Genomic DNA, 13887 nt, shown 5'->3' on the forward strand with positions numbered 1-13887 from the left:
GCCACCGTCGGGCCGCAGAGCCTCGTCTACACCGCGCTGCTCGGCCTGGCCCCCGTGGTCGTGGTGGTCATGAACCACTCGCCGGAGGGAGCCGGTCCGACCGGCTCCCCTTTCCGCGTGCCCGGCGCCCGGCTCAGTACTCGCCGTTGAGCAGGCTTCCCGCCTGCGGGACGGTGGTCGCCAGGCCCAGTTCGGCCAGCACGCGGTAGGCGGTCGCCGTGGCGGCCGAGAGCACCGGCAGCCCAGCCTCGTCCTCGACGGCCTGGATGACCGGCAGCGACGGCATCTGCACGCACGCCGACAGCACCAGCGCGTCGGCGCGGCTCAGATCGAGCCTGCGCCAGTGGTCGCGCAGGCCCCGGGGGTCGAGGCGGCCGACCGCCAGGTTGTCGGCCACCTCCAGGCTCAGCGCGTCCACGACCTCGACGCCCGCGTCCTCGATGTACTCCGCGACCTTCTGGGTCAGCGGCTTCATATACGGCGTGACGATGGCGACCCGCCGGGCCCCCAGCGCGCCGAGCCCGGCCAGGAGCGCCCCCGCGCTGGAGACGACGGGCGCCTTGGAGCCCTCGGCGCGCAGGGCGTCGCGGATGGACGCCTCGGCGGTGCAGTGGTAGCCGGGCCCCTGCGCCATGATCGCCACCAGGCACGCGGTGGTGACCACGTCGGGGCGGGCGTCGGCCAGCTCCCGGGCGGCGCGCTCAGCCTGCGCGTTCATGGCGCGGAGCTGCTCGGGAGTCACGTGCTGCATGCGCGCCCGGCTGCTGTGGAAGACGAACCGGTCGCCCGGCACGGCGTCCTCGCGGGCGCGCAGCATCCGCGGCAGCTCGGTCTCCATGGTGAGGTTGGAGCTCGGGACGATCAGGCCGATGTGGTGGTCTGTCATGGGGATCCTCCGAGGCGGGTCAGCGGCGTCCGGCCGGGCGCATCTCCGGCACGACGACGTCTCCGTCCACGACCACGGGTTCGTCGTCGAGGAAGAGGCTGCAGCCGCGCATGGGGATGTCGAAGTGGCACGAGGTGTCGTTCGGCCCGCCCAGCTCGTTGTTGGGGCCGATGGAGAACATCACGTTGCCGTAGAAGGAGCGCAGCTCCATGCCCATCCCGCCGGGGAACTGGGTCAGGCCGTGCCAGTGCGCGCGCTCGTCCAGCCCCCACCCGACGTGCGACATCCCGTAGCCGCGCGGGTCGTCGAAGGACCTGATGTAGGACGACAGCAGTTCGGCGTCGAGCCCGCCGCGGATGTCGGTGATGAACCCTTGCTCGATGGTGAGCGTGACGGGGGTCTGGACGTAGGTGTTGAACGGCAGCAGCACGTCGCCGGGGGAGAGGACGATGGTGCCGTCCACGCCGTCGTCGGCGCCGCCGGTGAAGACGAACGCGGCGGGCCAGTGGTCCCAGCGGCCCGGCTGGTCGGTGTAGCCGTACTCGCTCATTGTCGGGTAGACGCCGAGGCGATAGGTGACGTCGGTCCCGCCGGGGCTGGTGATGCGCATGGTGCCGGCCTTGCTGAGCAGCTCGGCTCCGGCCTCGACCCGTTCCCGCAGCTCGGGGGTGGGCATGAGGCGCGCGAGCAGCGGGGCCGGCTCGACGGCGGTGAGGATTCGGGTGCCCGCCTCCTGGATGGCGAACTGCTCCTTGCTGAACAGCAGGAACTTCAGGTCGACGAGCATGTCGGCCTGCTTGAGCGCCTCCACGGCCTGGGGGCTGGTCGCGAGCGCGGACTCGCCGACCGCCCACGCGCCCGAGCCGGCGGTGGGGGCGGGCAGCCGCAGGTGGTAGGCGGCGGCCCCGAGGCGGCGGGCGGCGTAGAGGAAGGCGTCGGCGTAGTCGAGGCGTTCCGCGCCCTCCGAGAGGACGGCCACGGTCTCACCCTCGTGCACGCCGCTGAGCGTCAGCTGGCGCAGGCAGATCTCGTTCAACAGGTTCTGGTCCATTGACCCTCCATGATCACATTGAGTTAGTCCGGACACGGACGATCGCGGCCGGAGAAGGCCCGGACATGGCGCGGACCTGGTGACCGAATTAATCCGAACACGGACTAGTCTGCTGGCGCAAGGGGTGAAGCGCGCAAACCCTCTCAGACGTTGAGGGACGGCCTTGCAACAGGCCGCTGTTCAACGACTCGGCCGTACCGAGGCGCAGGATCAGATCGAGCAAGCCCGGGAAGCGGTCGCTCAGATCGTCGATGCGTGGCCGGATCCGCCGGTGCCGGCCTGCAGACCCTGCCCGTCTCCCTCGCCATGGTGATCGTCAGCCCGTACGCGGGCCGGTTCGCCGCCAAGTACGGCTTCCGGATCGTGGTCACCATCGGCCTGGCGCTGGCCGGGCTGGGGCTGGATGCCCGCAGGAGGGAGGCCTCGCGTCGGGCATCAGCAGCACCACCCGGCAGATCGGCGCGGTGCTCGGAGCCGTCGTCCGCACCCGGGAATCCGGTGGCGCGTCCTTCGAGGCCGGTCTCAACAGCGCCTTCGTCGCGGCCGGCGCCGTGTTCGCCGGCCTGTGGCTGGTGAGGTCCAAGCCCGCGGAAGTCTCCGGGGCGCGGGCACAACCCGCCGACTCGGTCACGACACCGTCCTGACCCGCCCGGCTCGCATCCACGCCTAATCACCGCATAATCGCAGGAGATGTGACGCGGGTTTTGCCGCCGAACAGGCTCCCGCAGTTGGTCGGCGTTTTCGCAGGCATGCGCGTGGGGGCGCGGAACGATTGTTCCGCGCCCCCACCGTCTATCTATCTATTTTCAGCAGCCGACCGGCACGTCCACCGTGACGGACGCCGGGCCGGAGAAGCCGGGCCTGCCGGGACCCACGGGCCCCTGGGAGAGCTTGACCTCGGCGCGAACCGTCGATCCGCACGTGATGGTCTCGGTGACGCCCTCGACGGTCACCGTGTTGTTCCAGATGCTCACCGACTGCCGCCGGGCGCCGAGGAACAGGCCGCCGACGACCTGGCCGGACACCTCCGCCTCGGCGCGCTGCGGGGTGATGACACCGCCGGGCCCCGGCTCCGAGATGCCGGCAGCGCCGACGGTGCCGTAGAACCGCGCCTGGGTGCCAGTGACGTCCACGCAGGCCTTGGTGAGCAGACCCGCGATCAGGACGCGGTCACTGCAGGTGGTCGTAGCCGTGGCGGCGGATGCCGGGCTGCTCACCGCGAGTGCCCCCGCCACTGCCACGCCTGCGGCGAGTACTGCGGCTCCACGCTTGACGATCTGCTTCAACGATTTCCCCTCCGTTGATCGCGTGCGACCCCGTGCCGCACACATCAGTAGTATGTCACACATGACATGGCGATTGGGCAAACTAAATAAGAATCAACGGGAAAAATTGGAGCGTTCTAATCGGACAGTCCAAAACTGGGAAAATGGGATAGACAGCCATAAGTCCGGTGCAGTCCGAGTGCGAAGGCCGCGCTCGAACCGCACCGGACGGTGCGGAAAATCAGTATTCGGTGGTGACGGTCACGAGGCCCCCGTGGCGATCGCGTGGGGACGGGTGGAACTGCCGAGACTCATCGTGAAGCCCTGGATGCTGGAGGCGGGTCAGCAGCTTCTGTTATGAACGTTCACATTCAAGGTTGCGGCGAAGGAAGTCCAGTTCGACGGCCATCAGGTTCTCGGCCACGCCGTCCGGCGTCATATGGCTCACCCCGGGCAGCAGGAGCGTGGAGTGCGGCCGCCCGGCCCTGGTGAGCGCGTCCGACAGCCGCAAGGTGTGCAGGGGATAGACGTTGTCGTCGGCCAGCCCGTGGATGAGCAGCAACGGCCTGCGCAACCCGGGCGCGTCGGAGATCAGCGAGTCGGCCTCGTACCCGTCGGGGTTCTCCGACGGCAGGCCGAGATAGCGCTCGGTGTAGGCGGTGTCGTACCAGCGGAAGTCGGTGGGCGGGGCGCCCGCGCAGGCCGCGTGATAGATGTCGGGCCGCCGGAGTACGGCCAGCGCGGCGAAATACCCGCCGAACGACCAGCCGCGCACGCCGACCCTGGAGATGTCCAGGTCGGGATGCTTGACCGCCAGCTCCAGCAGACCGTCGACCTGGTCGTCCAGAACCACCTGCGAGAACCTGCGGAACATCGCCCGGTCGAAGTCGGCCGACACGTTCGGCGTGCCCCGGTTGTCGATCGTCACCACGGCGAAGCCCTGGTCGGCCCACCACTGTTTGCGGATCCACCGGCCCGGCTCCAAACCGATCGCCTGATACCCCGGCCCGCCGTACACGTCCACCAGCACCGGGAGCTTCTCCCCCGCCACGTGCTCGCTGGGGTAGAGCACGCTGGCGGGCAGGCCATGCCGGGTCACGCGCTCCAGGATCGGACGCGGCCGGTAGGGCGGCGCCGCCGACAGGTCGCGCACCTCCGTCGTGGCGCTCTCGCCGTACACGATCCTGGAGTTCCGCATGGTTTCCAGCGATCCGCCGGTGACCAGGATCGTCGGGCCGCCGCACAGCACGCTGTGCACCGCCTGCCCGTGGGTGATCCTGACCAGCGTGCGGTCGGTTCGCAGGCGGTAGACGTGCTGCTCGGCGGGCTCGCTCTCGCCGGCCTCGATCAGCAGGTCGTCGCCGTGCCACCCGGCCACCTTGCGGACGTACAGCGACGGCGGTGTGATCACGGTGCCGTCCAGGGCGAGGGCGCGGGTGCCGCCCGATTCCACGGTCGTCAGCACCCGGCCGTCGGGAAGGATCGCGGGCGTGCCGGGGACGTTCTCGATCCAGCGCGGATCGGACAGTTCCAGCAGGGGCGAGGTGGCGCCGGTGACCGGGTCGACGGTCAGGAGAAGGCCGTTCTGCTGGAGCCGGTCCAGCACCGTGATCATCGGCCGGCCGGGTTCGCTCCAGTCCACGTCGGACAGATAGGGGAACCGGGTGGCGTTCCAAAGGATCTGGGTCCGGAAGCCGTCCAGCCCGAGGAGGTGCAACTCGACACTCGCGTTGGGCCCGCCCGCCTGGGGATAGGGCGCCGTCGGCGTGGAACGTTCCGGATGGGCGGGGTCGGCCAGGTGGCGGCCCGGTATGTGTCTCTCGTCCACCCGGGTGGCCAGGAGTGCGGAGCCGTCGGGTGACCACCAGTGGCCGCGGTGCCGCCCGAGTTCCTCCGCGGCGGCGAACTCCGCGACACCCCAGGTGACGTGGGGCTCCGAAGCGAGGACCCGGCTGTGACGACCGTCGAGCACGTGCAGCCGTCCGGCGGCCACGTAAGCGATCCTGCCCGCCGAGACGCGCGGGTCGAACGCGGGCCCGGCCACGGGAAGCTCCTCGGTCTGAGCCGTGGCGACGTCGGTCGTGAACAACCGCCCGCCCAGGGTGAACACCGCGACCGAGCAGTCCGCGTCGGTGGAGTAGGAGCCGATTCCCGGGGCCCACAGGCGCAGGCGCTCGCGCAGGGCGCGTTCCTCCGGCGGCAGGTCGCCGCGGCCGTCGGCGCCGATGGCCGCGGGGTCGGCCAGCAGCCGCTCGGTGCCGGTGGCGACGTCCATCGCCCACAGCCGTTCGATCGGGTCCTCTGGACCGGTGGAACGCAGGAACAGCACGAGCGAGCCGTCGGGGGAGACGGTCAGCGCGCGAGGGGAGCCATAGGTGAAGCGCCCGGTTCTGGCGCTTAAAGAGAGAAAGTCCATAAAGTGTGACATATCACAGTACGTGGCATGTCGCGAGTGGCCGGGTCCGTCGCGGGCCTGGGGGCCGTGGAGTGCGGCGGACCCGGCTGCTTCAGGAGGCCGGACCCACCTTGATGGTGGTTCGCAGGCCGTTGTTCGCTTCCTTCACCACGTCGATCCTGGTGTTGGTGTCGGGCGGGATGACGCCCTGCTGGGGATTGGTGCTGTACCAGTAGACGCCGGTGTGGTCGTTGAAGGAGGAAACCCCCGGCAGCGCCGGGAAGATCGTCTTCGCGCCGTCCTTGTGCAGCACCACCCGGTCGGTCGGGGTCAGCCCGAAGGGCGAGTCGAACACCTGGATCCGGCTGTTGACCCCGGTGTAGTCCTTCCAGAGCAGCGGCACCGCATGGGCGTCGATCGGCAGGATCATGCCCTCGCCGACATGGCTACGGGTGGCGTTGTCGGTGTAGGAGGTGTCCCACAGCCAGACGAGCAGGCCGTCCTGGTAGGGGTAGTGCTCGTAGATCTCCCGCCGGGCGGGGTCGTTGGAGAAGCCGGCGCTGTACGGACCGGTCTTGAGATAGGCGCCGTAACCGGCGTAGCGCCGGTTCTCGGCGATGTAGGCGCGCGGGTGGTCCTTCTTGCCGATCTTTCCGGTACGGCTGAAGCCCACGGCGGTCCAGCCGTTGTCGCCGCCTTCGACATCGTCCTGGACGACGCCGGTGATGGAGTCGATGAGGAAACCGTTCTCGGCGGTGTTGGTGTCGGTGACGTAGCGGAACCGGAACTGGATCTTCTTGCCCGCGTAGGCGTCCAAGGGGAGGCTGAGGTCGGTCCAGCCGCTGCGGCCGGTGATCCCGGGGACGCCGTCGACGGAGGGAATCGGCTGCCCGCCGACGGTGCCGCCGATCGGTTTCCATAACTTGCCGTCCTCGGAGACCTCGGCGTAGAGATAGTCGAAGTCCTGCTCGATCTGGTACCAGACCTTGGCGTCGAGCTTCGCCGTCGTCAGCCCGGTGAGGTCGAGCTCGCGGGTGAGCGTCTCGTTGAGGTAGTCGCCCTTGCCGCTCCACCACTGGAAGGCCCCCTGGGCGGGGTCGACCAGCTCGGTGGTGACCGTGTGCGGCGGCAGGTCGACGATGACGGCCTGTGGATCGGCGGTGTTGTAGGAGCTCACCCCGAGGGTGTGGGCGGAGGCGGTGGCGGCCTTGGCCCTGTCATAACTGAGCCAGCCGAGCCGCAGCTTGCTCCACGCGTCCAGGTCTCCGGGGAACTCCCCGGGCTGCCCGTCCTTCTTGCTCAGGTAGGAGCCGCTCGACATGAGCGACCAGAACTCGACGCTGTTGGTGCCGCCGCCGTCATACAGGTCGGGCAGGCCCAGGTCGTGGCCGTACTCGTGGGCGATCAGGCCGACGCCGCTGTTCTCGCCCGCGGTCAGGAACTTGCCGACCCAGATGCCGGTGTCGCCGATCTGGGTGCCGCCGCGCAGGTTTCCCGCGGGGCCCGTGCGCCCGCGCTGGTTCCAGTAGGCGTCGTGGTTGACCGCCCAGATCGCGTCGGCGCCCTGCGCGCCCCCGCCCCATGTCTGGTCGACGCCGGCGTGGATCACCTGGAAACGGTCGATGTAGCCGTCGGGCTCGTTGAAGTTCCCGTCGAAGTCGTAGTCGTATCGATCCCAGACGTCGTAGCTCTTGAGCTGCGCCGTGATGTCCTCGACGCTGCGGCCCTTGGCGCGCTCGGCGTCGTACCAGGCGTTGGCGGAGTCCTTGACGAAGTCGAACAGGGGGGTGTCGCAGTCCAGACCGCTGTCACAGCGCGGCGTGCCGTACCGGGACTCGTTGTAGGGGACCTTCACCCAGTCGGAGACGTGGCCGTCGAAGTCGTAACGGCCCGCGGACTGCAGTCGGTAGAAGTTGCGCAGCGAGTTGGCGCCCTCTGCGTTGTTGAAGTAGATGTCCTGGTAGTAGGCCCGGTTGAAGTCCCGCTGCCAGAGGGTGTGGTTGTCGTAGCTTCGCTGCGGTCTCGGGATCTGGTTGTGCAGCGGGCCGGGCACGCCGCCGTAGCGGATCTGCCCGTTGTGCAACGTCTGGTTGTCGATCTTGTCGCCGAACTCGGCGAGGACGGTGAAGATCTTGTCCTTGCGTTCGAGGGCGCGCTCGACGTACTGGTTGCCGACCTTCACGCTGCCTGAGGCTCGCGCGCTCACCTTGGGTTCGGAGAGCACCTGCTCCATGGCCTTGTCTCGCAGGGCACGCTCCTGCAGGGCGATCGGGTTGAGGACGTCCTCCTGGTGACGTCCCTCGCCCGGCGGGGTGGCGGTGACCTTCGTCGAGGGGGTGGGCGTCGGTTTCGGATCGGCGGAGGCGAGTCCGGGCGCCGAGACGCCCAGGACCGTTCCGGCCAGCCCGATTGCGAGCATGGCGGTGAGCTTACGCACGCGGGGGGTTCCTTCCGTCATGGGCCGGATCCCCGGCCGCACGGGTGGTCGCGCGTAATATGTCACATGCTAGTGATCTACGGAAGGGGTGGATTTGAGCGATCGAAACTCGCAGGCTACGAGTCGGTAACGCCACTTGCTTGTGCTATTTCACATTATTATGTTACGGGTCACTTCGATCGTTCAAGCGATCCACTGGGGTGACATATGGCTGGAACCAAGGGCGGCGGACGCCTGCTCGCGCTCGCCACCACGCTCGTGCTCGGGCTCGCCGCCTGCTCCGGCGGGGGGACTTCGGGTAAGAACAACGCCGAGGGGGCCGCGACCTCGGGCGGAGGGCCGGTCAAGGGCGGAACCCTCTACATCCTGTCCAATCAGGACTTCGTGCATCTCGACCCCACGCGCAACTGGACCATGCGGGACATGGGCTTCGGCACGCGGCTCCTCTATCGCACGCTGACCACCTACAAGGCGGGCAGCGCGGAGATCGTGCCCGACCTGGCCACCGACCTCGGCACGCCCTCCGAGGGAGGCAAGGTCTGGAAGTTCACCCTCAAGGACGGCGTGAAATACGAGGACGGAACGCCCATCAAGGCGCAGGACATCAAATATAACGTTGAACGTTCATATTCTCCGGAGCTGCCCGGCGGTCCGAACTACGCGATCCTCTACCTCGCGGGAGGGGAGAAGTACAAGGGTCCGCTCAAGGGCGAGCACCTGCCCTCGATCGAGACCCCGGACGACAAGACGATCATCTTCAAGCTCAAACGCCCGGTGGCGGAGTTCGGAGAGACGGTGACGCTGCCGACGTTCGCGCCTGTGCCGCAGGCGCAGGACAAGGGCGTCGACTACGACAGCCGCCCCTTCTCCTCGGGGCCGTACAAGATCGAGAAGTATCAGCGCAAGGCCGAGCTGATCCTGGTCCGCAACCAGCACTGGGACCCCGCCACCGACGAGGTGCGCAAGGCCTATCCCGACAAGATCGTCGTCAAGCAGACGGTGGGCGGCGGGACCATCGACACCCGGCTCATCGCCGACCAGGGGCCTGACCGCTCGGCGGTGGGCTACGTCGACGTCGCGCTCGCCAGCCTGCCCAAGGTCCTGACCAACCCGCAGGTCCAGAAGCGGATGGTCAGCTCGGTGGACGGCTGCACGGGCCTGCTGTACCTGAACACCTCGCGCGCCCCCTTCGACAACCCGAAGGTCCGCATGGCCGTGCAGTACGCCGTCGACAAGGAGGCGTTGCAGACGACCTCGGGCGGCCCCCAGGTCGCCGAGATCGCGGGCGCCATCCTGCCGCCCGGCCTCACCGGCGGCGTGAAGCGCGACATCCTCCACATCCCGCCGACCGGGGACGTGGAGAAGGCCAAGTCCCTGCTCGCCGAGGCCGGAGTCACCGGCGGCCTGAAGGTCAAACTGGTGACGTCCAACGGTGGCAAGCAGGGAGCGGAGGCGCTTCAGACCGCGCTCAAGCGGGTCGGCATCGACATGCAGATCGACCTGGTCGAGGCCTCGGCCGTCAGCGGCATCACCAGCGATCCCGCCAAGGCGCCGGACATCCAGATCGGCGGCTGGTGCCCCGACTACCCGTCGGGCTCGACCTTCCTGCCGATCATCTTCGACGGCCGCACGATCACCGCGAACTCCGCCGGCGGCAACTACTCCTTCTTCAAGGACAAGGAGGTCATGGCCAAGATCGATGAGATCAACGCGATGTCCGACGCCGAGGCCGCGAACAAGGCCTGGCTCGGCCTCGAGGACCTGATCATGTCGAAGTCGCCCGCCGTGCCGTACCAGTGGGCCAAGCAGAACAACCTGTTCGGCTCGAACGTCGCGGGCGCCGTAGGCCACCCGATCTGGGAGGGCAACCCCGATCTCGGCGTGATCGGCCTGAAGAACCCGAGCCTTTCCCAGTAACCCAGTAAGAGGACACGCATGAAGACTCCGCTCGACGCAGCGGAGACGGCCGGGCCGGCGCGAGACTCCGCCGCCCCGGCAGGGCGTTCCCCGTGGGGGCTCGTCCTTGACCGTCTTCGCACGAACCGTGCCGCGATGACCGGCCTCGGTATCGTGATCTTCTTCCTCGTCGTCGCCCTGGCGGCCCCGCTGCTCACCGCGCTGAGCGGCTGGGATCCCGCCCAGCCCGACAGCACCGCCATCGACGCCAACCTCGCCGGGATCCCCAGGGGGGCCCTGGGCGGGATCGGCACCGAGCACTGGCTCGGCGTCGAGCCGGTCAGCGGCAGGGACATCTTCAGCCGGATCGTCCAGGGCGCCCGGGTGTCCCTGTTCATCGCCTTCACCAGCGCGGTGGTCGTGATGGCGCTCGGCACGTTCTTCGGCATCGCGGCCGGCTACTTCGGCGGCTGGGTCGACGCGATGATCAGCCGGCTCACCGACCTGCTGATGTCCTTCCCCGGTCTGATCTTCATGATCGCCATCATGGCGGTGACCCCGGACGTCAACCGGATCGTCCTGCTCATTGGCGTGATCGGATTCTTCAGCTGGCCGGGAATCGCGCGCATCGTCAGAGGCGAGACGCTCTCGGTCAAGCGACGGGAGTTCGTGGACGCGGCGAGGACCAGCGGCGCCCGCGACTACCGGATCCTGCTGAAGGAGATCCTGCCCAACGTCTCCGGGCCGATCATCGCCTACGCGACGCTGCTCGTCCCCGGGCTGATCAGCGCCGAGGCGGCGCTGTCTTTCCTCGGTATCGGGATCCGGCCCCCTACGCCCTCGTGGGGGGAGATGCTCTCCAACGCGGTGACGTACTACCAGGTCGACCCGATGTACTTCGTCGTTCCCAGCCTGTGCCTGTTCCTCGTCGTCCTGGGGTTCAGCCTGCTGGGCGACGGGCTCAGGGACGCCATCGACCCCAAGGGCGCCCGCAAATGATCATTTACCTCGCGCGCCGGCTGGCCGCGGTCGCCGGCGTCCTGCTGGTGATCTGCGCGGTGACCTTCGCCATCTTCTACCTGCTGCCCACCGACCCGGCCGTCACCGCCTGCGGCAAGAGCTGCTCCCCGGAGCGGATCGCCGAGATCCGCAACCAGATGGGCCTGGACCAGCCGCTTCTCACCCAGTTCTTCGACTACGTGACCGGCATCTTCGCCGGGCGCACCCTGGGCACCGGCCAGTACGCGATCGAATGCGGCTTCCCCTGCCTCGGCTACTCCTGGCAGAGCGGTCAGCCGGTCTGGGACCTCCTCCTGGAGAGCCTGCCCGTGACCTTCTCCCTGGCCGTCGGGGCCGCCACGCTCTGGCTGATCGGCGGGCTGAGCGTCGGCGTCGTCTCGGCCCTGCGCAAGGACACCCTGCTGGACCGGACGCTGGTCGTGTCGACCGTCGCCGCGGCGGCCCTGCCCATCTACTTCGTCGGGCCGATGCTCCTCTTCGTGGTGGTCCAGGTGCTGCAACTGATGCCGTACCCGGGCTACACCCCATTCGGTGAGGGCCCGCTGACCTGGGCGCAGAATCTGGTGCTCGCCTGGATCGCGCTGGCGGTCCTGTCCGCCGCCATGTACGCCAGGCAGAGTCGCTCCTCCATGATCGAGACGATGGGTGAGCCGTACATCCGCACCGCCCGCTCCAAGGGCCTGCACGAGCGCACCGTCGTGGTCAAGCACGGGCTCCGGGCCGCGCTCACCCCGATCGTGACCATCTTCGGCATGGACCTCGGCGGACTGATGGGCGGCGCGATCATCACCGAGTCCATCTTCGGCCTGCCCGGCATCGGCAAGCTCACCGTGAACAGCATCACCGCCCAGGACCACCCGGTGGTGCTCGGCACGACGCTGCTCGCCGCGTTCTTCATCGTCATCGCCAACCTGGTCGTGGACCTGCTCTACGGCATCGTGGACCCCAGGGTGAGACATGCTGCTTGAAATCAACGGCCTCGGGGTGGCCTTCGGGGGCCTGCGGGCGGTCGAGAACGTCGGCTTCTGCCTGGACAAGGGCCGCACGCTCGGCATCGTCGGCGAGTCTGGTTCCGGCAAATCAGTCACCAGCCTCGCCGTCATGGGCCTGCATCGGGGGGCCGAGGTCTCCGGGGAGATCCTCTTCGACGGGCAGCAGCTCGTGGGGGCCTCGCCGGAGAGTCTCCGCAGGCTGCGGGGCCGCCGGATGGCGATGATCTTCCAGGATCCGTTGTCGTCGCTCCACCCGCACTACACCGTGGGCGAGCAGATCGCCGAGGCCTACCGGCTCCACTTCGGGGCCTCGCGCCGGGCCGCCAGGGCACGGGCGGTGGAGATGCTCGCCGAGGTCGGCATCGCGTCACCGAAGGACCGGGTGGGGGATTACCCCCACCAGTTCTCCGGGGGCATGCGCCAGCGGGTGATGATCGCGATGGCCCTGGCCTGCGAGCCGGACCTGCTCATCGCGGACGAGCCGACGACCGCGCTCGACGTGACCGTCCAGGCCCAGATCCTCGAACTGATAAAGAAGATCCAGGACGATCGCGGGCTCGCGGTCGTCCTGATCACCCACGACCTCGGCGTGGTGGCGCGGGTCGCCGACGAGGTGCTGGTCATGTACGGCGGGCGCGTCGCCGAGCAGGCCTCCGCCGACGAGATCTTCGACAGGTTCCGGCACCCCTACACCCGAGGTCTCCTCGACTCGCTGCCCCGCCTGGACGAAGACGACGACACGCCCATGCGCACGATCCCGGGCTCCCCGCCGTCGTTGCTGGCACCGCCGCCCGGCTGCCCGTTCCACCCCCGATGCCCGCAGCGTATGGAGGTCTGCGAGCGGGACCTGCCGCTCCTCACCCAGACGTCTCCCGGCCACCTCGCCGCCTGTCACCTTGGGAGCCTCTGATGGACGACCTGCTGCGGGTATCCGACCTGCGCATGAGCTTCCCCCTCAAAGTCCCCTTCGCCCGCCGCCGCGACCTCGCGGTACGGGCGGTCGACGGAGTCTCCTTCGAGGTACGGCAGGGCGAGACGCTCGGCCTGGTCGGGGAGTCCGGCTGCGGCAAGTCCACGACAGGCCGCATGATCGTGCGGCTGCTGGAACCCACCGCCGGCTCGATCACCTTCGAGGGCAGGGACATCACCCACGTGAGCCAGGGGGAGATGCGCCCGCTCCGCCGCGACCTTCAGATGATTTTTCAGGATCCGTACTCGTCGCTGAACCCCAGGCAGACTGTCGGCCAGATCATCGCGAACCCGCTGGTCGTCCAGGGCGTCTCAGGGGTGCGCGCGAAGGTGAAGGAACTGCTGGACCTGGTCGGCCTGATCCCGGAGCACATCGACCGCTACCCGCACGAGTTCTCCGGCGGCCAGGCCCAGCGCATCGGCATCGCGCGGGCCCTGGCCACCCGGCCCAAGCTGGTCATCGCCGACGAGCCGGTGTCGGCGCTGGACGTCTCCGTACAGGCGCAGATCGTCAACCTGATGGAGGAGCTTCAACGCGAACTCGGGCTGACCTACGTCTTCATCGCCCACGACCTGTCCGTCGTGCGCCGGGTGAGCGATCGGGTCGCGGTGATGTATCTGGGCCGGATCGTGGAGATCGGGGATAAGCACGAGGTCTACCGGCATCCCGCTCATCCCTATACGAAGGCCCTGCTCTCGGCCGTGCCCGTGCCCGATCCGAAGATCGAGCGCAAGAGGGAGCGCGTTGTGCTGCGCGGAGATCTGCCCTCTCCGGCGAAACCGCCCTCCGGCTGTACCTTTCATCCTCGTTGCCCGAAGGCCGCCCCGCTCTGCGCGCAGGAGAGCCCGGTGCTGCGGATCCACGAGAAGCGGCACGTCGCCTGTCACTTTCCCGATTGAGCCAGGCCGTTCTCTCCCGGTAGAGCCGGGAGAGAACGGCCCAGCTCCGAGCTGAGGCATCGATTCCCTCCCGGGA

At 68.5% G+C, this 13887-nt stretch carries 11 protein-coding genes; 6 read left to right on the plus strand and 5 right to left on the minus strand.

Annotated elements, in window-relative coordinates; all coding sequences use genetic code 11:
* Positions 1-133: 133 nt before the first annotated feature.
* Positions 134-886 (minus strand): maleate cis-trans isomerase family protein, encoded by a 753-nt coding sequence (locus tag ABT294_RS49275; protein WP_350813470.1) that lies wholly within the window; start codon positions 884-886, stop codon positions 134-136.
* Positions 887-905: 19 nt separating this feature from the next.
* Positions 906-1937: a 2,5-dihydroxypyridine 5,6-dioxygenase NicX family protein gene (locus ABT294_RS49280; protein ID WP_350813471.1), complete on the minus strand. Its 1032-nt coding sequence runs from the start codon at positions 1935-1937 to the stop codon at positions 906-908.
* A gap of 464 nt (positions 1938-2401) precedes the next feature.
* Here ABT294_RS49280 and ABT294_RS49285 point away from each other — a divergent pair, with 464 nt between their 5' ends.
* Positions 2402-2581 carry a hypothetical protein gene (locus ABT294_RS49285; RefSeq protein ID WP_350813472.1) on the plus strand — a complete coding sequence of 60 codons (180 nt, stop codon included), beginning with the start codon at positions 2402-2404 and terminating at the stop codon, positions 2579-2581.
* A gap of 162 nt (positions 2582-2743) precedes the next feature.
* Here the strand turns inward: ABT294_RS49285 and ABT294_RS49290 are convergent, their stop codons facing one another.
* From ABT294_RS49290 to ABT294_RS49300, 3 genes are all read right to left on the minus strand, one after another.
* A complete protein-coding gene (locus ABT294_RS49290; protein WP_350813473.1) occupies positions 2744-3223 on the minus strand; it encodes a hypothetical protein in 480 nt (159 codons plus the stop codon).
* A 334-nt stretch (positions 3224-3557) separates the two neighbouring features.
* Positions 3558-5618 (minus strand): S9 family peptidase, encoded by a 2061-nt coding sequence (locus ABT294_RS49295; protein ID WP_350813474.1) that lies wholly within the window; start codon positions 5616-5618, stop codon positions 3558-3560.
* 91 nt (positions 5619-5709) lie between these two features.
* Positions 5710-8034 (minus strand): immune inhibitor A domain-containing protein, encoded by a 2325-nt coding sequence (locus ABT294_RS49300; RefSeq protein WP_350813475.1) that lies wholly within the window; start codon positions 8032-8034, stop codon positions 5710-5712.
* A gap of 207 nt (positions 8035-8241) precedes the next feature.
* Between ABT294_RS49300 and ABT294_RS49305 the strand changes: the two genes are divergently transcribed.
* Genes ABT294_RS49305 through ABT294_RS49325 form a run of 5 tightly spaced genes read left to right on the plus strand, consistent with a single transcriptional unit; the run spans position 8242 to position 13811 of the window.
* Positions 8242-9951 (plus strand): ABC transporter substrate-binding protein, encoded by a 1710-nt coding sequence (locus ABT294_RS49305; protein WP_350813476.1) that lies wholly within the window; start codon positions 8242-8244, stop codon positions 9949-9951.
* An 18-nt stretch (positions 9952-9969) separates the two neighbouring features.
* Positions 9970-10929 (plus strand): ABC transporter permease, encoded by a 960-nt coding sequence (locus ABT294_RS49310; protein ID WP_350813477.1) that lies wholly within the window; start codon positions 9970-9972, stop codon positions 10927-10929.
* Positions 10926-11918: an ABC transporter permease gene (locus tag ABT294_RS49315; RefSeq protein WP_350813478.1), complete on the plus strand. Its 993-nt coding sequence runs from the start codon at positions 10926-10928 to the stop codon at positions 11916-11918. The genes ABT294_RS49310 and ABT294_RS49315 overlap by 4 nt, the downstream gene beginning before the upstream one ends.
* Positions 11908-12852, plus strand: a complete 945-nt coding sequence (locus tag ABT294_RS49320; protein WP_350813479.1) for an ABC transporter ATP-binding protein — start codon at positions 11908-11910, stop codon at positions 12850-12852. The genes ABT294_RS49315 and ABT294_RS49320 overlap by 11 nt, the downstream gene beginning before the upstream one ends.
* The gene (locus tag ABT294_RS49325; RefSeq protein WP_502912245.1) at positions 12852-13811 is read left to right on the plus strand and encodes an ABC transporter ATP-binding protein; all 960 of its coding nucleotides are present in this window, start codon (positions 12852-12854) and stop codon (positions 13809-13811) included. The genes ABT294_RS49320 and ABT294_RS49325 overlap by 1 nt, the downstream gene beginning before the upstream one ends.
* Positions 13812-13887: the final 76 nt, after the last annotated feature.

It is taken from the genome of Nonomuraea sp. NPDC000554 (assembly GCF_040300065.1).
In the GTDB taxonomy this organism is placed as follows: Bacteria; Actinomycetota; Actinomycetes; order Streptosporangiales; family Streptosporangiaceae; genus Nonomuraea.